This window comes from Nocardioides sp. ChNu-99 (assembly GCF_029493445.1).
Lineage (GTDB): Bacteria > Actinomycetota > Actinomycetes > Propionibacteriales > Nocardioidaceae > Nocardioides.
Genome location: NZ_JAHWBL010000005.1, coordinates 22,605 through 43,256, shown reverse-complemented (window position 1 = coordinate 43,256; position 20,652 = coordinate 22,605). Strand labels below are relative to the sequence as shown.

The 20,652-nt window shown below is 74.6% G+C and carries 17 protein-coding genes; 12 read left to right on the top strand and 5 right to left on the bottom strand.

The window, feature by feature from the left end; genetic code table 11:
- Position 1: 1 nt before the first annotated feature.
- Complete coding sequence (locus KK617_RS03220) at positions 2–2,269, bottom strand: UvrD-helicase domain-containing protein (protein ID WP_277498069.1); 2,268 nt, start codon at positions 2,267–2,269, stop codon at positions 2–4.
- Between the two features lie 148 nt (positions 2,270–2,417).
- On the opposite strand from KK617_RS03220, the gene KK617_RS03215 reads away from it, so the two are divergent.
- The gene (locus KK617_RS03215; protein ID WP_277498068.1) at positions 2,418–3,239 is read left to right on the top strand and encodes a transglutaminase family protein; all 822 of its coding nucleotides are present in this window, start codon (positions 2,418–2,420) and stop codon (positions 3,237–3,239) included.
- 30 nt (positions 3,240–3,269) lie between these two features.
- Here KK617_RS03215 and KK617_RS03210 read toward each other — a convergent pair whose 3' ends face one another.
- Together KK617_RS03210 and KK617_RS03205 are read right to left on the bottom strand one after the other, a co-directional pair.
- On the bottom strand, positions 3,270–4,031 hold the full coding sequence (locus KK617_RS03210; RefSeq protein ID WP_346812706.1) for an enoyl-CoA hydratase-related protein: 762 nt from the start codon (positions 4,029–4,031) through the stop codon (positions 3,270–3,272).
- A 15-nt stretch (positions 4,032–4,046) separates the two neighbouring features.
- Complete coding sequence (locus KK617_RS03205) at positions 4,047–4,967, bottom strand: AEC family transporter (RefSeq protein ID WP_277498065.1); 921 nt, start codon at positions 4,965–4,967, stop codon at positions 4,047–4,049.
- Positions 4,968–5,026: 59 nt separating this feature from the next.
- On the opposite strand from KK617_RS03205, the gene KK617_RS03200 reads away from it, so the two are divergent.
- From KK617_RS03200 to KK617_RS03155, 10 genes are all read left to right on the top strand, one after another.
- A complete protein-coding gene (locus tag KK617_RS03200) occupies positions 5,027–6,655 on the top strand; it encodes a molybdopterin-dependent oxidoreductase (RefSeq protein ID WP_277498064.1) in 1,629 nt (542 codons plus the stop codon).
- 767 nt (positions 6,656–7,422) lie between these two features.
- Entirely contained in the window at positions 7,423–8,121 is a 699-nt protein-coding gene (locus KK617_RS03195; protein ID WP_277498063.1) for a fasciclin domain-containing protein, read from the top strand.
- A gap of 44 nt (positions 8,122–8,165) precedes the next feature.
- On the top strand, positions 8,166–8,819 hold the full coding sequence (gene sigK / locus KK617_RS03190) for an ECF RNA polymerase sigma factor SigK (RefSeq protein ID WP_277498061.1): 654 nt from the start codon (positions 8,166–8,168) through the stop codon (positions 8,817–8,819).
- Positions 8,816–9,637, top strand: coding sequence for an anti-sigma factor (locus KK617_RS03185; protein WP_277498059.1), 822 nt, complete (start codon positions 8,816–8,818; stop codon positions 9,635–9,637). The genes sigK and KK617_RS03185 overlap by 4 nt, the downstream gene beginning before the upstream one ends.
- The gene (locus tag KK617_RS03180) at positions 9,634–11,751 is read left to right on the top strand and encodes an FAD-dependent oxidoreductase (RefSeq protein WP_277498058.1); all 2,118 of its coding nucleotides are present in this window, start codon (positions 9,634–9,636) and stop codon (positions 11,749–11,751) included. Before KK617_RS03185 ends, KK617_RS03180 begins: the two co-directional genes overlap by 4 nt.
- Positions 11,748–13,151 carry a class I SAM-dependent methyltransferase gene (locus tag KK617_RS03175; protein WP_277498057.1) on the top strand — a complete coding sequence of 468 codons (1,404 nt, stop codon included), beginning with the start codon at positions 11,748–11,750 and terminating at the stop codon, positions 13,149–13,151. Before KK617_RS03180 ends, KK617_RS03175 begins: the two co-directional genes overlap by 4 nt.
- A complete protein-coding gene (locus KK617_RS03170) occupies positions 13,148–14,482 on the top strand; it encodes a cyclopropane-fatty-acyl-phospholipid synthase family protein (protein ID WP_277498056.1) in 1,335 nt (444 codons plus the stop codon). The genes KK617_RS03175 and KK617_RS03170 overlap by 4 nt, the downstream gene beginning before the upstream one ends.
- Before the next feature lie 7 nt (positions 14,483–14,489).
- Positions 14,490–15,323: a DUF1295 domain-containing protein gene (locus KK617_RS03165; RefSeq protein ID WP_277498055.1), complete on the top strand. Its 834-nt coding sequence runs from the start codon at positions 14,490–14,492 to the stop codon at positions 15,321–15,323.
- Between the two features lie 78 nt (positions 15,324–15,401).
- Positions 15,402–16,055, top strand: coding sequence for a hypothetical protein (locus tag KK617_RS03160; protein WP_277498054.1), 654 nt, complete (start codon positions 15,402–15,404; stop codon positions 16,053–16,055).
- The gene (locus KK617_RS03155) at positions 16,052–16,954 is read left to right on the top strand and encodes an NYN domain-containing protein (protein ID WP_277498052.1); all 903 of its coding nucleotides are present in this window, start codon (positions 16,052–16,054) and stop codon (positions 16,952–16,954) included. The genes KK617_RS03160 and KK617_RS03155 overlap by 4 nt, the downstream gene beginning before the upstream one ends.
- Positions 16,955–17,144: 190 nt before the next feature.
- Here KK617_RS03155 and KK617_RS03150 read toward each other — a convergent pair whose 3' ends face one another.
- Positions 17,145–17,753: a hypothetical protein gene (locus KK617_RS03150; RefSeq protein ID WP_277498051.1), complete on the bottom strand. Its 609-nt coding sequence runs from the start codon at positions 17,751–17,753 to the stop codon at positions 17,145–17,147.
- An 81-nt stretch (positions 17,754–17,834) separates the two neighbouring features.
- On the opposite strand from KK617_RS03150, the gene KK617_RS03145 reads away from it, so the two are divergent.
- On the top strand, positions 17,835–19,085 hold the full coding sequence (locus KK617_RS03145) for an NADH:flavin oxidoreductase/NADH oxidase family protein (RefSeq protein WP_277498049.1): 1,251 nt from the start codon (positions 17,835–17,837) through the stop codon (positions 19,083–19,085).
- Between the two features lie 41 nt (positions 19,086–19,126).
- Here the strand turns inward: KK617_RS03145 and KK617_RS03140 are convergent, their stop codons facing one another.
- Complete coding sequence (locus KK617_RS03140) at positions 19,127–20,614, bottom strand: cryptochrome/photolyase family protein (protein WP_277498048.1); 1,488 nt, start codon at positions 20,612–20,614, stop codon at positions 19,127–19,129.
- Positions 20,615–20,652: the final 38 nt, after the last annotated feature.

The window sequence follows — 20,652 nt, the reverse complement described above, 5'->3', positions numbered from 1 at the left end:
CTCACCCGACCGTCGACAGCAGCTGGGTGGCGCGGGTGAGCACGACGTACAGCGTCGCGCGCCCCGTCTGCGACTCGTCCTCGATCTCCTGCGGGCGCACCACGACGATGCCGTCGAACTCGAGCCCCTTCGTGTCGAGGCCGGTGAGCACGACGACGCGGTCGGTGCCGCTCGGCGCGCTCGCCGAGTCGACCGACGCCGCCGCCGACGGGGCGTCCTGCGCCAGCTCGGGCCACGCGGCGAGCCACGCGTTGACCTCGGAGCGGCGCGCCACGGGCACGACGACGCCGACGGTGCCGGCCACCTCGCCCGCGATCCGCGCGACCTCGGCCCGCACGGCGGCCTCGAGGTCGGCGTCGGCGACCGGGCCGGTCTCGACCGGCGCCGTGCCGGTACGGCGGACCGCGTCCGGCAGGTCGGCGTCGAGGCCGACGCGCGCGGCGTAGGCGGCGGCGTACGCGTAGATCTCGGCCGAGTTGCGGTAGTTCGTCGACAGGTGGAACGCGTGCTCGACCTTGCCCTCGAGGGCATCGGCGCGGGCGGCGGCGGCCTCGGCGGGCACGGGCCACGACGACTGCGCCGGGTCGCCGACGATCGTCCACGACGCGGTGCGGCCGCGGCGGCCGACCATCCGCCACTGCATCGGCGTGAGGTCCTGCGCCTCGTCCACGAGCACGTGGGCGTAGGGGTCGTCCTCGATGCGGTGCGTCGGCGGGGTCCAGGCGCGGCCCGACGGGGCGTACTCCCGGTCCGACGCCGTCGTCAGCTCCTGCAGGTCGACGCCGCCCTCCGCCGCGCCGAGCACGTCGTCGAGCGAGGTGTCCGACTCGGTGGCGGCCGGCACGTCGCCCAGCGCGTAGCGCAGCTCGTCGACCAGCGGCACGTCCTCGATGCTGAGCCCGGCGCCCGTGCGCGGGTCGACGGGGCCGGTGCCCCACGACTTCACGAGGAGGCGCTGCTCCTCGGGCTCGAGGATCCCGTCGGCAACCCGGGCGAGCAGCTCGGGGTCGCGCAGCCACGTGAAGACCTCGACGGCCGACAGCGGCGGCCACCACGCGGTCGCGAACTCGACGAACGCGGCGTTGTCCAGCACGTCCTCGTCGAAGAACTCGCGGCCCAGGTCGCGCCCCCGCTCCGAGCGCACCTGGCGCCACATCGCGTCGAGCAGCGCCCGCGGCACGCGCGGCAGCTGGCGGTTGCGCAGGCCCTGGCTCATCAGCTGGCGGCGGATCCGGCCCAGCACCCCGCGGTCGAGCACGATGCGGTTGTCGCGCCAGAAGACGGAGAACTCGGTCGGCGAGCCGGGCGCCTGCTGGCGGGCGACGCGGCGCACCACCTCGGCCATGCGGGCGGAGCCCTTGACGTCGGCGACCCGCGGCTCGTCGTGGCGGCTCGCGCGCACGCCGTCGACCACCTCGCCCAGCGAGCGCAGCGCCACCGCGGTCTCGCCGAGGCTGGGCAGCACGCGCTCGATGTAGCGCATGAACACGCCGCTGGGCCCGATGACGAGCACGCCGCCGGTCTCGAAGCGCCGGCGGTCGTTGTAGAGCAGGTACGCCGCGCGGTGCAGCGCCACGACCGTCTTGCCGGTGCCGGGGCCACCGGAGATCGAGACCACGCCCTTCGAGGGCGCGCGGATCGCCTCGTCCTGCTCGGCCTGGATGGTCGCGACGATGGAGTGCATGGACCGGTCGCGGGCGCGGGACAGCTGCGCCATGAGCGCGCCCTCGCCGATGATCGGCAGGCTGCGCCCGGCGGCCTCCGCCTCGGCCTGGCCCTCGGCGTCGAGCAGCTCGTCCTCGACCCCCAGCACGGTGCTGCCGGTGCTGCGCAGCACGCGGCGCCGCACGACGCCCTGGGGCGTGGCGGCCGTGGCCTGGTAGAACACCGCCGCCGCGGGCGCGCGCCAGTCGATGAGCAGCATGTCGTGCTGCTCGTCGCGCAGCCCGATCCGGCCGACGTAGCGGGGCTCGGGGTCGCGGTCCTGGGTGAGGTCGAGGCGGCCGAACACGAGGCCCTCGTGGGCGGCGTCGAGCTGGGCCATGCGCTTCGCGGCCTGGAAGACCATGGCGTCGCGCTCGACGAGCCCGCCCTCGTGGCCGAGCTTGCCGCGGGCGTGGCCCTCCGCCGCGAGGCGCTGGGCGCGCTGGGTGGAGTGCACCAGCTGGGCCTGCACGTGGTCGACGAACGCCTGCTCCGTCGCCACCTCGCGGGCGGCGAGGTCCTCGCTCTGCTGCGCGCCGTCCTCCGGCGCCTGGTCCTGCGTCACTTCTGCACCTTCCGCACCCTCCGACGGGCCCCGGCGCGGGACCCTGCGTCCGTCGTACCCACACCGACGGGACAAGCAGGAAACCTTACCTGCGGGACGTGACCGCCGTGATATCCCGCGACGACCCGTGGACCCGCACAATGGGCCCGTGAAGCGCGACATGGGCTGCCGCCTCGAGATCGACGTGCTCGACCCCACCGACCTGGAGCTGCAGGTCGCCGTCAGCAGCCGGTACGACGAGGGCCAGGTGACGGAGGACCTCAGCTGCACCCTCGACGGGCGCCCCGTGGAGGTCCGCGAGATCCGCGACCCCTCCGGCGCCCGCATCCACCAGCTCGACCCCGGGCGGGGCCGGCTCGTCGTGACCTACGAGGCGACCGTGCGGGGACGCGCGCAGCAGGTCGCGGGCACGGCGTACGAGCGCTCCCTCTACCTGCGGCCCAGCCGCTACGCGGAGGCCGACAAGTTCTTCGGCTTCGCGGCGACCGAGTTCGCCGAGGTGCTCGAGGAGCACGGCGACGCCCCGCAGGTGCTGCTGCCGCGCGTGGCCGCGTGGGTCGGGGCGCGCCTCGACTACGTGCCCGGCGCGAGCAAGCCGACCGACGGCGCGACCGACACGCTGCTCGAGGGCGCGGGCGTGTGCCGCGACTACAGCCACCTCACCGTCGCGCTGCTGCGCGCCCTCGGCGTGCCGGCCCGGCTGACGGCGGTCTACGCGCCGGGCTGCGACCCGATGGACTTCCACGCCGTGGCCGAGGCGCTCGTCGGGGACACGTGGTTCGTCGCCGACGCCACCTGCCTGGCGCCGCGCTCCTCGCTGGTGCGCATCGCGACGGGCCGCGACGCCTCCGACACGGCGTTCTGCGACAACCACGGCGGCCAGATCGAGCTGCTGTCCTCGCAGGTCTTCGCGATCGTCGACGGCACGCTGCCCGGCGACGACCTCGACGAGCTGGTCGCGATCACCTGAGCGGCCCCCGCCGCGGGTACGGCGTACCGCTCACCGCCCCCGCGACAGGAACGCCGTCATCGCCTCGCGGGCGGCGTCGGAGCGGAACAGCCGCGCGCTGAGCTCCACGAGGCGCTCGCCGTCGGCGTCGATGCGGGCCAGCAGGTCGCGGTTGAGCAGCGCCTTCGTCTCGGCCAGGCCCTGCGGCGCCCCGCTCGCGAGCGCGGCCACCACCCGGTCGACCTCGGCGTCGAGATCGTCGGGCTCGACGGCGGTGGTCACGAGCCCGTACGCCGCGGCGCGGGCGCCGTCGAACACCTCGCCGCCCAGCGCCACGAGGCTCGCGGCCCGGGACGTCAGCCGGGGCAGCACGGTCAGCGAGATCACGGCCGGGGTCACGCCGAGCTTGACCTCGGTGAGCGCGAACGTCGCCGCCGTGCTGGCCACCACCACGTCGGCGGCCGCCACGATGCCGATGCCGCCCGCGCGCACGGGCCCGGGCAGCGCCACGACGACCGGCTTCGGGTGCGCCACGATCCGGCGCTGCAGCTCGACGACCGCGCGGGCGCCCTCCTCCATCGGCGCCGTCGCCGCCTCCGACAGGTCGGCGCCGGAGCAGAAGACCCGGTGCGCGGTGCGGAGCACGACGACCTTGACCTCCGGGTCGTCGGCCGTCGCCGCGAGGTGACCCAGCAGCTCGGTGACCAGCTGGCGCGACAGCGCGTTGCGGTTGTGGGGCGAGTCGAGGGTGATCGTGGCGACCCGGCCGTCGGCGGTGTCGGCGTGGGCGAGGTGGACGAGCTCGTCGGTCATGGCGGGCATCCTGCCTCAGACGACGAGCGCCGCGGCGAGCGTCACGACGGGCACGGACAGCACCGTCGTGAGGAAGACCGCGTCGCGGGCGAGCACGACGCCGCGGTCGTAGCGCGTCGCGTGCACGAACACGTTCTGCGCGGTGGGGAGCGCCGAGATGACCGTGACGGCGAGCAGCGCCGTGTCGTCGAGCCCCAGCACGAACCGCCCGACCGCCCACGCGACGACCGGCTGCACCCCGAGCTTGAGCGCCGTGATGAGGAGCAGCTCCGGGGCGTCGTTGAGCCCGGGACGCGGGCCGAGCCGCAGGTACACGCCGTACGCCAGCAGCATGCTCGGCACCGCCATCGCGGCGAGCAGCTCCAAGGGGTCGTGCACGGCCCGCGGCAGCTCGACGTCGGTGCCGGCCAGCACGAGGCCGATCACGGAGCCGACGGTCAGCGGGGTGCGCAGCGGCCGGCTGAGGATGCGCCACACCGAGAGCCGCTGCTCGGCGACGGCCACGTCCATCACGGTGAGCGCCAGCGGCTGCAGCACGAGCAGCTGCAGCAGCAGGACGGGCGCGACGAGCGCGGCGTCGCCGAGCACGTAGGCGGCGATGGGGATGCCCAGGTTGCCCGCGTTGACGTAGGCCGAGCACAGCGACCCGACCACCGTGTGGGCCAGGTCGCGATGCAGCACGAGCCGGGCGACGAGGACGTAGACGGTCGCCGTGACCACCACCGCGGCGGCCGAGGCGACGAGGGTGGAGGAGAGCACGGCGCCGATGTCGGCGTCCTCCAGCACGGTGATCAGCAGCGCCGGGCTGGCGACGTAGAACGCCAGCAGGGACAGCGCCCGCTGGCCCGGGAGGTCGATGACGCCCAGGTGGGCGAGCAGCACGCCGACGAGGATGAGCACGCCGATCGTCGCGAACCCCTCGAGCACCGCCGTCACGCCGCGACCCTACGGGCGGGGCGACCCATCCGCCGCACCGGCGGCGACGAACACCTCCCATGGCCACCTCAGCGAGCGGTACGACCCACCGCAGCCCCGCCGCCGGCGGGCGCGCCCGCACGGCGATCGCCGCTCTCGGCGGCGTCCTCGCCACCCTCGTCGGGATGGCCGTCGGCCACCTCGTCGCCGCCCTGCTCGACCCGTCCGCCTCGCCGGTGCTCGCGGTCGGCTCGACCGTCATCGACCTGACGCCGACGCCGGTGAAGGAGTGGGCGGTCGCGAACTTCGGCAACGCCGACAAGCCGATCCTCATCGGCTCCGTGCTGCTGGTGACGCTGCTGCTCGCCGCGGTGGCGGGCATCATCGCCGCCCGCCGCTTCGTCGTCGGGCTCGCGCTGCTGCTGGTGCTCGTCGGCGTCGCGGGCGTGCTGGCGCTCGTGCGCCCGACCGCGACCGTCGTCGACGTCGTGCCGGCCCTCGCGACGGCGCTGACCGGCGCCGCCGCCCTGTGGTGGTTCCACCGCACCGCGCTGGGGGTGGGACCGGGTACGACGACCGCGGCCGACGCCCCCCGCGAGGCCACGACCCAGGACACCGAGGGGGCCGGCGCGACCGACCACCCCACGGGCCCGCGTCCCACGCGTCGCGGCGTGCTCGTCGCCGGCGGCGTCCTCGCCGTGACCGCCGCCGCGGCCGGCGCGGTCGGCCAGTGGATCGGCTCGGTCAAGACCCGCATCGGCAACATCGTGCTGCCGACCGCCGTCGACTCCGACCCCGACCTGCCCGACGGCCTCGACATCGACGGCCTCTCGAAGTTCCGCACGCCGAACGACGAGTTCTACCGCGTCGACGTCAACCTCACCGTCCCCGTCGTCGACCAGGACGACTGGACGCTCACCATCGACGGCGACGTCGAGAACGAGCTGACGATCACGTGGGACGAGCTGCTCGACATGGACATGGTCGAGCGCGACATCACGATGACCTGCGTCTCCAACGACGTGGGCGGGCAGTACGTCGGAGCCGCGCGCTGGCTCGGCGTGCCCCTCACCGACCTCCTCGACCGCGCCGGCGTGGGCGACCGCGCCGACCAGCTGCTCTCCACGGCGGTCGACGGCTTCACCATCTCGACCCCCCTCGACGTCGCCACCGACGGCCGCGACGCGCTCGTCGTCGTCGGCATGAACGGCGAGCCGCTGCCCCGCGAGCACGGCTTCCCCGTGCGCCTCGTCATCCCGGGCATCTACGGCTACGTCGGCTCGACGAAGTGGCTCACCAAGCTGACGCTCACGACGTACGACGAGGAGGTCGCCTACTGGACCGAGCGCGGCTGGGCCACCGAGGCGCCGGTGAAGATCTCCTCGCGCGTCGACGTGCCGAAGGCCGCCGAGGAGATGGAGCCGGGCAAGGTCGTCATCGCCGGTGTCGCCTGGGCCCAGACCCGCGGCATCGCGAAGGTCGAGGTGCAGATCGACGGCGGTGGCTGGACCGAGGCGACGCTGGGCGCCGACGCCGGCGTCGACTACTGGCGCCAGTGGTACTACGAGTGGGACGCCACCGAGTCCGGCCGCCACACCGTCACCGTCCGCGCCACCGACGTCGACGGCGAGGTGCAGACCGATGCCCGCATGGCCCCGTTCCCCGAGGGCTCCAGCGGCCTGCACACCCGCGCCATCCAGGTCGCCTGACGCTCCCACCGCAGCTCGACGAGCTGTCGCCCCTCCCCGGTACGACGGGAGGTGGCGGCAGCTCGTTCGTGCGTGAGGGCGAGCTCCCCCCGGTGGTCGAGGTGGGCGCGCCAGCGCCCGTCCAAACCACGGGGATGCGGGCGCGCTCTCCGGTGGTTGAGGTGGGCGCGCTAGCGCCCCTCGAAACCACGGGGGATGCGGGCGCGCTCTCCGGTGGTTGAGGTGGGCGCGCCAGCGCCCCTCGAAACCACGGGGATGCGGGCGCGCTCTCCGGTGGTTCAGGTGGCGCGCTAGCGCCCCTCGAAACCACCGCGACGCGCCCCCAGCGCCGCCGTACAGCGAGGCGTGGTTTCGAGGGCCGCTAGCGCGGCCACCTCAACCACCGCACGCCGGCGCGGCCACCTCGACCACCGGACCGCCCGCGGCCACCTCGACCACCGGACCGCCCCGCGGCCACCTCAACCACCGCACGCCGGCGCGGCCACCTCAACCACCGGACCGTCCCGCGGCCACCTCGACCACCACACGCCAGCGCGGCCACCTCAACCACCACACGCCAGCGCGGCCACCTCGACCACCGCACGCCAGCGCGGCCGCCCCGACGCCCACGCGCCTTCTCCGGCGTCCCGACGAGAAGTCCGAAAAAAGTTCGCCCCGTTCCAATCCGTCCCCGGAGCACCACCGAACTACCTGTGCAAGCCCGCGGAGGGACCGGCCAGACAGCCGGGCCGGACAGTGCGGGACGACGAACCGGAAGGGCCATCACCATGAAGACCATCTCCCACCGCTCCACGATCCGTCGCGCGAGCGGGATCGCCGCCCTCGCCCTGACCATGTCGGTCGGCCTGGCTGCGTGCTCCGACGACTCCTCCTCCGAGGACGGCGCCAGCGACTCGTCCGGCGACACCTCGGAGTCGTCGTCGCCCAGCGAGTCGGCCTCGTCCGACGCCAGCTCGGACGGCGCCGCCACCGAGTCCGCCGTGTTCGGCGACGCGTGTGGCCAGATCCCGACCGACGGTGCCGGCTCCCTCGAGGGCATGACCGTCGACCCGGTCGCCACCGCGGCCAGCAACAACCCGCTGCTCTCGCAGCTCGTGGGCGCCGTCGGCCTGGTGCCGGGTCTCGCCGACCAGCTCAACTCGGCCGAGGGCCTCACCGTCTTCGCGCCGTTCAACGGTGCCTTCGAGGCCGTCCCGGCCGACGTCATGTCGGGTCTGACGGCCGACCCCGAGGGTGCTCTCGCCCCGGTCCTCAGCTACCACGTGGTGCCCGAGCGCCTCGAGCCCGACGAGGTCGCCGGCGAGCACGAGACCCTCAACGGCGCGATGCTGACGGTCGAGGGTGACGCGGAGCAGGGCGTGACGTCCGGTGCCACCGGCACCGAGGCCACCGTCCTCTGCGGCGGCATCCAGACCGCCAACGCCACCGTCTACGTGATCGACAGCGTCATGCTGCCGCCCGCGTGACGGACTGACTGCGCGAACACCGAACACCAGGGAATGATCAGCGCATGACCACCCTCCGCTCCGTGCCCTCCGGCGATCCGCCGGAGGGCACGGGCGGGCAGACACCGCCCGCCCCCGCCGCTGGAGCCGCCGTCCCCGCCGACGGCGACGTGAACACCCAGCTCGGCTCGCTCCTCCGGCTCTCCTGCCGGGGCGACGAGCAGGCCTTCGCCGCGTTGTACGACGCGACCTCGGCCCGCGTGCACGGTCTGGTGCTGCGCGTGGTGCGCAACCCGTCGCAGGCCGAGGAGGTCACCCAGGAGGTCTTCCTGGAGATCTGGCGGACGGCCTCGCGGTTCGACCCCGAGCGCGGCTCGGCGCTCTCGTGGCTCATGACCATCGCGCACCGCAAGGCGGTCGACCGGGTCCGCTCGGCGGAGGCGTCGACGCGGCGGGACACGTCGTACCACCAGCAGAGCCAGGGCGTCGACCACGACGCCACGGCGGAGGCGGCGCACTCCTCGATCGAGGCGCAGCGCGTCCGTTCCGCCCTCGGGGCGCTGACGGCAGTGCAGCACGAAGCCGTGCAGCTGGCCTACTTCGGCGGCTACACGCACACAGAGGTGGCAGCGATGCTCGACCTACCGGTCGGCACGGCCAAGACACGTATCCGGGATGGGCTCATCCGGTTGCGCGACGCGATGGGAGTGGGCCAGTGAACGACATCCACGCTCTCACCGGCGCCTACGCGGTGGACGCGCTGTCCGACGCGGAGCGCGCCGAGTTCGAGGAGCACCTGGCGCTGTGCGCGGACTGCCGCGCCGAGGTCGCCTCCCTCCAGGAGGCCGCCGCCCTGCTCCCCCTCGTGTCGGAGACGCCCGTCCCCGCGTCGCTGCGGGCCTCGGTGCTCGACAGCATCGCCCAGGTGCGCCCACTGCCCCCCGTGGGCCCGGAGCCGCTCCACCCCGCCGCCCCGTCTGCCGCCCACTCTGTCGCTGCCCCGCCGGCCGCGCCGTCGAACGTCGTGCCGATGCGGCGTCGCCGTCTGCGTACGGCGCTGGTCGCCGCCGCGGCCGCGGTCGTCGTGGCCACGGGTGTCGGCGTCACCGCGCAGCAGCTCGGTGACGACGGCCGTGACGGGCCCTCGATCGCCGACCCCACCCAGGGCCCGACCGACAGCGACGTCGCCGCCGTGCTCGCGGCCAGCGACGTCAAGGTCGCCCACCCCGCCGCCGGCGCCCAGCTCCCCCCGGGCGCCGAGGCCACCGTGCACTGGTCCGACGACGTCGGCCGCGCGGTCATCGTCACCTCGGGCATGCCGGCCCTGGACCCGTCGCAGGTCTACCAGCTGTGGTTCCAGTCGGCCGACGACGAGATGCTGCCGGCCGGCACCATGACCGGCGACAGCGACCGCCCGCTCCCCCTCGAGGGCGACGCCGACGCCGCCAAGGCCGTCGGCATCACCATCGAGGCCGCGCCGGGGGTGCCCGCGCCGACGCAGAACCCGATCGCTTACTTCTCCTTCGAGTCGGCATGACCCCCGCCCCGCGCCGGGTCGCCGTGATCGGGTCCGGGGTCGCCGGGCTCACCGCCGCGTACGTCGCCTCCCGCAGCGCGCACGTCACGCTGTTCGAGGCCGACGCGCGCCTGGGCGGCCACGCCGACACCCACCTCGTGCCCGTCCCCGACGGTCGGGGCGGCGAGGTCGTCGTGCCCATCGACACCGGCTTCATCGTCCACAACGAGCGCACCTACCCGGTGCTGCTGCGCATGTTCGCCGAGCTGGGCGTCGCGACGCAGGACTCCGAGATGTCGATGTCCATCCGCGACGACGCCGCCCCCGGTGGCGGCCTCGAGTGGGCCGGCGCGCTCGGCCTGCCCGGGCTGTTCCCGACGTGGCGCCACGCGCTGCGGCCGGGCTACCTGCGGATGCTCACGGAGATCCCCCGCTTCCACCGCATGGCCCGCCGCCTGCTCGACACCGAGGGCTCCGACCTCGGCGCCCGGGAGACGTTCGGCGACCTGCTGGACCGCGGCGGCTTCTCCGCCGACTTCCGCGCCCACTTCGCAGAGCCCCTCGTCGGCGCCGTGTGGTCCACCGACCCGGCGCAGGCGCTGGAGTACCCCGCCCGCTACCTGTTCCGCTTCCTCGACCACCACGGGATGCTCGGCGTCTTCGGCTCGCCGCAGTGGCGCACCGTCACCGGTGGCTCGCGGGAGTACGTCGAGCGCGTCGCCGCCCTGCTCCCCGACGTGCGCGTCGGCACCAAGGTGACCTCGGTCGTCGAGACGCCGGACGAGGTGCGGGTGACCGACGGCAACGGCGAGCAGTCGTCGTACGACGCCGTGGTCATCGCCACCCACCCCCACCAGGCGCTGGCGATGCTCGCGCAGCCGACGCCCGCGCAGCAGCAGGTGCTGTCGGCGCTCACCTACACGCCGAACACCGCCCAGCTGCACACCGACACCTCGGTGCTGCCTCGCAACGAGCGGGCGCGCGCGTCGTGGAACTACCTGCGCCGCGACGCCGCCCGGCTCGACGACCTGCCGACGCTCGAGGAGCGCGGCGGGCCGGTCACGATCACCTACGACCTGACGCGCCTCATGCGGGTGCCGGAGCTGCCGGGCGCCCCCGGCACGCGCTTCCTCGTCACCCTCGGCGGCCTCGACCTCGTCGACCCGTCGACGGTGATCGACACGATGGAGTACGAGCACCCGCTCTACACCCGCGAGTCCGTCGCCGCGCAGGCCCGCCTGGGCGAGTGCGACACCGCGCGCATCGCGCTGGCCGGCGCCTACCACGGCTGGGGCTTCCACGAGGACGGCGCACGCTCCGGCGTCGAGGCCGCCGGCCGGCTCGGGATGACCTGGGAGGGCACCGCGCCGACCGCGACCCCCGGTACGGACCCGGCGGGCACCGTCTTCCGCACGACGATCCGCCACACGCGCCGCGCGCCGTGGCGCCGTACCTTCGAGCACTCCTCCCGCACCTGGGTGGTCGACCTCGACGACCTGCCCGACCACGGCGCGCTCGCGGGGGTGAAGGGCAGCTTCGAGGCCCGCGACCACCTCGGCGACCCGGAGCGGTCGATCCGCTGCAACGTCGAGGCGTTCCTCGACCTGCACGGCATCGAGCTCGACCGGGCGGGCCGGCGCGGCCGCGTGCTCATGGCCGCCCAGCCGCGGGCGTTCGGCTACTGCTTCAACCCGATCAGCGTGTTCTGGTGCTTCGCCGGCGACCAGGCCCTCACCGACGTGCCTGCCGCGGTCGTCGTGGAGGTGCACAACACGTACGGCGACCGCCACGCCTACCTCGTCCACCCCGACGAGCAGGGGCGCGCGGAGACGCCGAAGGCCATGTACGTCTCGCCGTTCCACGGCACCGACGGCACCTACACGCTCGCCGTGCCGACCCCCAGCGCCGGCGCCGACGGCCGGCTCCACGTGGCCGTCGCGCTGCGCACCGACGACGGCGCGACCTTCAGCGCCTCCCTCTCGGGGCGGCCCGACCACGGCCGCAGCAGCACGTGGCGCGCGGCCGGTGCCGCGCTCCGGGGATCCGTCCTCATCCGCCTGCACGGCGTCTGGCTCTGGGCCCGCCGGCTGCGGATCCACCCCCGTCCCGACCACCACCAGGAAGGCGTGCGATGACCACCGACGCCCACCGTGAGGTCACGCCGTCGACGCCCCCCGCCGTCGTCCCCCCGGCGCCCGCACGTCCCGACGTCCACCGCTGGCCCGACCTCGGGCGCGTGCCCGCCGGGCCCCGCGCCACGGCGTACGCGCGGATCGCCCGCGTCCTCTTCCACGGCGTCGTCAGCCGCCTCGACGTCACCGTGCGGATCGGCTCGGGCCCCGACGCCCCGGCCTGGGGTCGCGGCGGCCCCGTCATGGTCGTGCACCGCCCCGACGAGTTCTTCGCCCGCCTGGGCCGCCACGGCCTCATCGGGTTCGGCGAGGCCTACCAGACGGGGGCCTGGGACGTGCCGGGCGTCGACGAGGGCGCGAGCCCCGGCGCCCTCGGCGACTTCCTCACCGTCCTGGCCGCCCAGATGGGCTCGCTCGTGCCCGAGCGGTTGCAGCGGCTGCGCGCGGCGTACGTCACCCGCCCCCCGCGCCACCAGGTCAGCTCGACGGAGAACAGCCGGGCCAACATCGCCCACCACTACGACCTGAGCAACGAGCTGTTCACGCGGTTCCTCGACCCGACGACGAGCTACTCCTCCGCACTGTTCGAGCACCAGCTCATCCCCCGCACCGACGCGGTGGGCCCCCACCACGTCGCGACGTCACCCGACCCCCGCTCGAACGAGGCCCTCGCCGACGCCCAGGGCACGAAGATCGACCGCCTGCTCGACGCGGCCGGGGTGGGCGCGGGCACGCACGTGCTGGAGATCGGCACCGGCTGGGGCGAGCTGGCCCTGCGCGCCGCCCGCCGCGGCGCCCGGGTGCACTCCGTGACCCTGTCGACCGAGCAGCAGGCCCTGGCCCGGCGGCGCATCGCCGACGCGGACCTCACGGACCGGGTGGACGTCGAGCTGTGCGACTACCGCGACGTCGTCGCGCCGCCCGCCGGTTTCGACGCCGTCGTGTCGGTGGAGATGGTCGAGGCGGTGGGGCACGAGTTCTGGTCGACCTACTTCTCGAAGATCGACTCCGTGCTGGCCCCCGGGGGCCGTGCAGGCATCCAGGCCATCACGATGCCGCACGACCGGATGCTTGCGACCCGGGAGACCTACACCTGGATCCACAAGTACATCTTCCCGGGCGGGATGCTGCCGTCCGTGCAGGTCGTCGACGAGATCACCCGCAGCGAGACCGACCTGCGCCTCCTGGGCGGCGAGCACCGGCTGTCGTTCGGCGGCCACTACGCCGAGACGCTGCGCCGGTGGGACGAGGCGTTCCTCGCCGCGTGGCCCGAGATCACGGCGCTGGGCTTCGACGACACCTTCGCCCGGATGTGGCACTTCTACCTGGAGTACTCCCGCGCCGGCTTCTCCTCCGGCTACATCGACGTGCAGCAGCTGGTGCTGCAGAAGGACCCGACATGAGCGCCTCCACCACCTCCGGCACCCCCGTCGCGATCCGCCTGGAGGACGCGCTGCGCCCGTTCGTCGGCGGCGACCTCCCCGTGCGCCTGCGGGCGTGGGACGGGTCCGAGGCCGGTCCCGTCGACGCCCCGCTGGTCGAGCTGCGCTCGCCCGCCGCCGTACGACGTCTCGTGCGGCACCCGGGCGAGCTCGGCGCCGCGCAGGCCTACGTCACCGGCGAGCTCGAGGTGCACCACGACCTCGACGACGCCCTGACCCACGCGTGGGGCGTCGTCGCCGAGCGCGACCTCGGGGGCGTGCGCCCCGGTCCGCAGGCGTACGCCGCCGCGCTGCGCGCCGCGCTCGACACGGGCGCCGTCGGCGTGCCGCCGCGCGCCCCGCGCAGCCAGGCGCAGGTCGGCGGTCCGCTCAACGCCCTGCTGGGCCGGCGCCTGCACTCGAAGCTGCGGGACCGCCTCGCGATCAGCCACCACTACGACCTCTCCAACGAGTTCTACGCGGCGATCCTCGACGACCACATGGCGTACTCGTCGGCCTACTACACCCAGGACCCGGCGACCCCCGGCTACACGCTGGAGGACGCGCAGGCCGACAAGCTCGACCTCGTCTGCCGCAAGCTCGGCCTGCAGGCGGGTGACCGTTTCCTCGACGTCGGCTGCGGCTGGGGCTCGCTGTCGCTCTTCGCGGCCGAGCGGTACGGCGCGCAGGTCACCGGTGTGACCATCGCGGCGGAGCAGAAGAAGTTCATCGACGCCCGCATCGCCGAGCGCGGCCTGCAGGACAAGGTCGAGATCCGCCTCCAGGACTACCGCGAGGTCCCCGAGGCCCAGGGCGGCGCGGGCCACTTCGACGCCGTCGCCTCGATCGAGATGGGCGAGCACGTCGGCCAGCGCAACTACCCGACGTACGCCGGCGTGCTCCGCGACGCCGTGAAGCCGGGCGGGCGGGTGCTGATCCAGCAGATGTCGCGCTCCGGCGGGCGCGGCGGCCACCCCGGCGGCGGCCCGTTCATCGAGTCGTTCATCGCTCCGGACATGTACATGCGGCCCGTCGGCGAGACCATCGCGTTCCTGGAGCGCGGCGGGCTGGAGGTCCGGGACGTGCACGGCCTGCGCGAGCACTACGTGTGGACGGTCGACGCCTGGATGCAGCGGTTCGAGAAGAACGAGGCGCGCCTGACCGAGCTGGTGGGCGAGGAGGTCGTGCGCGTGTGGCGGCTCTACCTCGTCGGCGGGCGGATGGCGTTCCGCGACGGCCGGATGGGCGTGGACCAGATCCTGATGGTGCGGCCCGGCGGCGAGCACACGCTCCCGCGTCGTCGCGACTTCTGAGGCCGTCGTGACGCTCGTTGCCGCGCTCGTCGCGGCCGCCGTCGTGGTCGCCGTGCTCATGACCGGTACGGCGCTGCTCGCCCGCCGCGTCGGCCGGCTGGCGGTGGTCGACGTCGTGTGGGGTGCGGGGTTCGTGCTCGTCGCGGTCGTGGCCGCCCTCGTGGTGTCGGTGGACGACGCCGGGGGGCCGGGCACCGCCGCGCGGCGCTGGCTGCTGGTGCTGCTGGTGGCCGTCTGGGGTGGCCGCCTCGCGTGGCACATCCGGCAGCGGGCGCACGGGCTGCTGGGCCCGGGCGAGACGCCGCCGGAGGACCCGCGCTACGCCGAGCTCATGGAGGGCAAGCCGTTCTCCCACGCCGTGACCCGGGTCTTCGTGACGCAGGGCGTGGCGATGTGGGTGGTGGCCACGCCGGTCGTCGTCGGCATCGCGTTGGCGGTGCCGGAGGACCCGTGGGCCCGGTGGCCGATCGCGCTCGGCGTGGTCGTGTGGGCCGTGGGGCTGACGTTCGAGGCCGTCGGCGACGCCCAGCTGGCGGCGTACAAGGCCGTGCCGAAGGAGGAGCGTCCGCCGGTCATGGACACCGGGCTGTGGGCGTGGTCGCGGCACCCGAACTACTTCGGCGACGCGTGCGTGTGGTGGGGGCTGTGGCTCGTGGGCGGCCTCGGCTCCGGCTGGGTCGCGGGCCTCGCGACGGTGGTGGCGCCGGCGGCGATGACGTACTTCCTCGCGTTCGCCACCGGCGCGCGGCTGCTGGAGCGGGAGATGATGCGGCGCCCCGGCTACCCGGAGTACGCCGCGGGCACCTCGATGTTCGTGCCGCTGCCGCCGAAGCGCGCCTGACCCGTCGGCCCCGCGGTGGTTGAGGTGGCTTGTTCTGGCAAGCCCTCGAAACCACGCCCCGTGCGGCAGGATCGCCCCATGAGCGACGCGCCCGCTGCCGACGTACCCGACGCCTCCGGACTCGAGACCGTGACCGCCCGGATCGGCGGCGTCGAGGTTCGGGCCACCGCGCGGGCCCGGATGGCGCCACTGGCCCAGGGCGTGCTCAACCAGGTCGCGGCGCTCGGCACGGCGCCGGTCGACGGGCTCGCGGCGGCGCCGGGCTGGGGGCCGTTCACGCTCCGCGCCCGCGAGGGCGGGTTCGTGGTGGTGGCCCCGGCGTACGAGACCGACGCCGCGCAGGAGACCGAGGACCTCAGCCACGCGCTGACCATCGACCTCGAGCAGGTGCGCGTCGCGGGGGCGTCGAGCGCCCGCGCCACGTTCGCCCGCTTCGACCAGCGCGTCATCGGGGTGCGCGGCTGCCTCGACGCGCCCGCGCTGCTCCTGAAGCGCGACCACGTGACGAACCCGACGGACTCGGGGTGGTTCGTCGAGCCCTTCCCGCCGACGGCCGACCGCAGCTGGACCCCCGAGCGCCTCGCGGCCTGGCCCGCGTGGGAGGTCGCCCGGCGCCGCTGGGACGTGGGCCGGGCGCTCGCGCTTCCCCACGGGTACGTCGCCGTCGTCGAGGCGGGCCGCGTCGTCCAGGTGCGCGACGCCTCCGACGCGGTGGTCGGGGAGGACCTGTGAGCGAGCCCCGTGTCGCGCTCTACCTCGACTTCGAGAACCTGGTCGCGTCGCAGTACAACGCCGTGCACGGCAAGAGCGCGTGGATCAAGGACCGCGTCGTCCACGCCGCCGCCGACGACCCGACGGTCGCCCCGCGGCTGGAGGCCTCGCGGATCGACGTCGACGCGATCGTCGACTACGCGGCGTCGCTGGGCGTGGTGGCGATCAGCCGGGCCTACGCGAACTGGGCGTGCCCGGCGTTCGCGTCGTACGCCCGCGACGTCACCGCCCGCGCCCTCGACCTGACGCAGCTGTTTCCCCTGGCCGGCACGAAGAACGGGGCCGACATCCGGCTCGCCACCGACGTCTTCGACGACATGATGCGCCACCCCGACATCACCCACGTCCTGGTCGCGGCCGGGGACTCCGACTACGTGGCCGTCGCGCAGAAGGCCAAGCGCCTCGGCCGCTCCGTCGTCGGCGTCGGTGTCGCGGGATCGGTCGGGCGCTACTGGGAGGCGGCGTGCGACGAGTTCACCAAGTACGACGCGCTGCCCGGCGTCGAGCGGGTGGTCCGCCCCGAGACGCCGCCCGCTCCGGCCGCCTCCGCGGCGGACCAGGGGGCGGACGCCGCGGCGTCCGGTGCGCGCGCCGCCGCGGCCGCTCGGACCGAGACGGCGCCGGAGGAGCGGGCCAAGCCCATCCCGTACTCCAAGCTCTTCCGCAACGCCATGAACCTGCTGGCCCGCAAGAGCGACGACGGCAAGGTGCGGATGTCCGAGCTGAAGCAGGTGCTCGTGCGGATGAGCCCCGGCTTCGACGAGGCGACGCTGGGCCACAAGACGTTCTCGAGCTGGGTCCGCGCCCAGCCCGGTGTCGCGACGGACGCGAAGAACCAGCAGGTGTGGTTCAAGGACTGACGGTGGCTCGCTCGCGGACGTCATCCCGATCGTGGCGCAGGGCGCTCGCCCCGCATGACGTCCGGTGTGGGTCCACGCCGCCCTCCCGCCTCCCCGCGGGACGTCATCCCGACCGTGGGCCCCAGCGCTCGCCCCGCATGACGTCCGCCGTGGGCGGGCGCCGCGGCTACCCGTTCGGCGGGGCTCGCCGTCACCCGCCGTCGGGCAGGTCGATCGTCGTCACGACGCTCGTGATGCTCGGGCGCGGCGGCGTCGAGCTGAACCCGAAGCGGGCCGGTGGGTCGACGGGGCGCAGCGCGCCGAGGTCGACGCCGTCGAACGAGCCCCGCACGGCCGTGACGGCGCGGACGCCGTGCGCGCCGTACCACTCCCGCCGCCCGCCGCCGGCGGACCCGCGGGTGCGCACGCCCCGCAGCAGGACGCGCGCCACGGGGTCGGTGACGGCGCACCACAGCGGCGAGGTGGCGATGCGCCGAGGCACCAGCGCGACGAGCCGCCCGAGCAGCGTCGGCCGCCCGACCTCGATCTCCAGGCGCAGCGACGGGCTCGTGAACCGGCGCGTCCCGTCGGTCGCCACGAGCTCGACGGGCTCGACGCGCACCTCGTCGAACGTGTAGGTCGCGGCGATGAAGTCGGCGAGGTCCTGGCTGGGGGCGACCAGCACCCGGTGGCCGTCGGCGGTCTCGACCATGGCGTCGGCGACCTCGCCGTACGGCGAGCGGACCCACCGCCCCACGACCACCCGCACGCCGCTCGTCGACCCGACTCCGGCGATCTCGCCGTGGAAGCGCACCCGCATGCCGCCAGCCTGTCACCCGGCCCGTCACTCGGCCGGCACCCGCTCTTGAACCGCGTTCAACAACGCCCCTAGAGTCCCCCCATGACCGACCTCGCAGCGCCCCTGACCCTCCCCTGCGGCCAGGTGCTGCCGAACCGCCTCATGAAGTCGGCCCTCAGCGAGTCGCTCGGCACGTCCGCCGGGGCGCCGACCGCCCGCCTGGGGCGCTTGTACGACGCATGGGCCGGCGGCGGGTGGGGCCTGGTCGTGACGGGCAACGTCATGGTCGACCTGCGCCAGCGCGGCGAGCCCGGCAACGTCGTGGTCGAGGACGAGCGCCACCTCGAGGCGCTCACCCGCTGGGCCGACGGCTTCGCCGGCTCGGGCACCCCGCTGTGGATGCAGGTCAACCACCCCGGCCGCCAGGCCAACGCGCTCGTGGGCCGCTCCCGCCCCGTCGCGCCGAGCGCGGTGGCCGCCGCCGTACCCGTCGCCACCCGTCCTCGCGAGCTGTCCGAGTCGGAGATCCTCGACGTCGTCGAGCGCTACGCCCGCACCGCGGCGGTCGCCGAGGCCGCCGGGTTCGACGGGGTGCAGGTGCACGCGGCGCACGGCTACCTCGTCACCCAGTTCCTGTCCCCCCTCGCCAACCGGCGCACCGACGGCTGGGGCGGCGACCCCGAGCGGCGCCGCCGGTTCCTGCTCGAGGTGGTGCGCTCGATCCGCGAGCGCGTCTCCCCCGGCTTCGCGGTCGGCGTGAAGCTCAACTCCGCCGACTTCCAGCGCGGCGGGTTCGACGAGACCGAGTCGCGCGAGGTCGTCGCCGCCCTCGCCGCCGAGGGCATCGACCTCGTCGAGGTCAGCGGCGGCACCTACGAGTCGCCCGTCATGTTCGGCCCCGACACGCGGCGGGAGTCGACGAAGGCGCGCGAGGCCTACTTCCTCGAGTACGCCGCGGGCGTGCGCGCCGCGGCCGGTGCCGTGCCGCTGGCGGTGACGGGCGGCTTCCGCTCGCGGACCGCCATGGAGGAGGCCGTCGACAGCGGCGACTGCGACGTCGTCGGGCTCGGGCGCCCGGCGTCGGTGTTCCCGCACGTCGCCCGGTCGCTGCTGGAGGAGGGGCTCGAGCGCGTCGAGCTGCCGACCGTGCGCGTCGAGCGCGGCCGGCGCGCCGTCGGGCGCGTGACGGCGCTGCACACCGTCGACAGCGCGCTCGACCTGTCGTGGCACACCGACCAGCTGCACCGCCTCGGCGCGGGCCGCGCCCCCGACCTCGCCCGGCCGTGGTGGCGCGCCGCCGCGTCGGCCACGCTGCGCAACGGCCCCGGCGCGTTCGTGCCCAAGCGGGGGTGAGTGCCGCCGTACTCGCACCGGGGGTGCCCGCGAGACCCGCCTCAGCGCCCGAGCCACTCCGCGGCGAGGTCGGCGAGCTCGCGGCGCCGGGCACCCTTCATCTTGTCGAGGGTGCGCACGGTCATCGACGTGCGCGGGTTGGCGGCGAAGCCGTCGCGGTGGTCGTCGACGAACTGCCAGTAGAGCGCGTCCCACGCGTCGGCCCAGGAGCGGCCCTCGGCGTCGCGCTCGCCGTCGCGCTTGGAGAAGTTGCTCATCCGCAGCACGTAGTTCGACCCCGAGACGTAGGGCTTCGTCGTCACCGCCTCGGCGGCGGCGAACTGGCTCATCGCGTAGACGTTGGGCACCATCACCCAGTCGTAGGCGTCGACGAACATCGCCATGAACCACTCGTAGACCTCGTCGGGATCCGTGCGCAGCAGCAGCATCGCGTTGCCGAGGATCATCAGCCGCTCGATGTGGTGGGCGTAGCCGTGCTCGAGCACGCGTCGTACGACGACGTCGACCGGGTGCAGGCCGGTCGTGCCGTCCCACCAGCCCGGCTCGAGGTCACGGGCCAGGCGCAACCGGTTGCCGGTGCGCAGCCGGCGGCCGCGGGTCACGTAGACGCCGCGGATGTACTCCCGCCACCCGATCACCTGCCGCACGAACCCCTCGAGGCTGGCCAGCGGCACGTCCTCGGCGGCCAGCGCGGCGTCGAGCACCTCGCGCGGCGAGAGCAGCCCGAGGTTGATCAGCGGGCTGAGCGTCGAGTGGAAGAGGAACGGCTCGTCGGCCGCGATCGCGTCCTCGTGCGGGCCGAACCCGGCGAGACGGTCCGCCACGAACCGCTCCAGCCACCGCTTCGCCTGCGCCCGGCTCGTCGGCCACGCGAACGCCGCCGGGTCGCCGGGGTTGTCGGGGAACTCCGCCGCCACCCACGCGATCGCGTCGCGCACGTGGGCGTCGCGGCGCACCGTCGGCAGCGGGGGTACGTCGAGCCCTCCGCGCGGGTAGGGCTCCCGGTTCTCCTCGTCGAACGACCAGCGCCCGCCGACCGGCTCCCCGGCCTCGACGAGCACGTCGAGGCGCCGGCGCTGCCAGGCGTAGAACGTGGCCATCCGCGGCCGGCTCCCCCGCTTCGGCGCGAGCTGGGCGCGCACCTCGGCGTCGCTGGTGAGGAACGCCGGCGTCTCCTCGACCTCCGGGTCGATGCCCAGCCCCGCGGCGACGGCGCGCAGGTCGCGGTCGAGCCAGTCGTCGACCACGTCGAACCAGCTGAGCCGGGTCGCCCCCCGCTCGCGCAGCAGGTCGGCCAGCTGGGCGTCCGTGTCGCGGTCGGCCAGCGTCTCGACGTACGCCGTCGCGCGGCCCGCCTTCGCCACCTCGGCCGCGAAGCGGCGCATCGACGCCCGGTGCAGCACCAGCTTGTGGCTGTGGAACGCGAACTGCCGGAAGAACAGGTCGGGCTCGACGAGGACGAGGAGGTCGGCGCCGACCGTGCGCTGCTCGTCGAACAGCTGGTGCGGCAGGACCAGGCGCGCGTGCATGGTCCCCAGCCTCCCCCCGGGGCGAAGCGGCGGCGCCC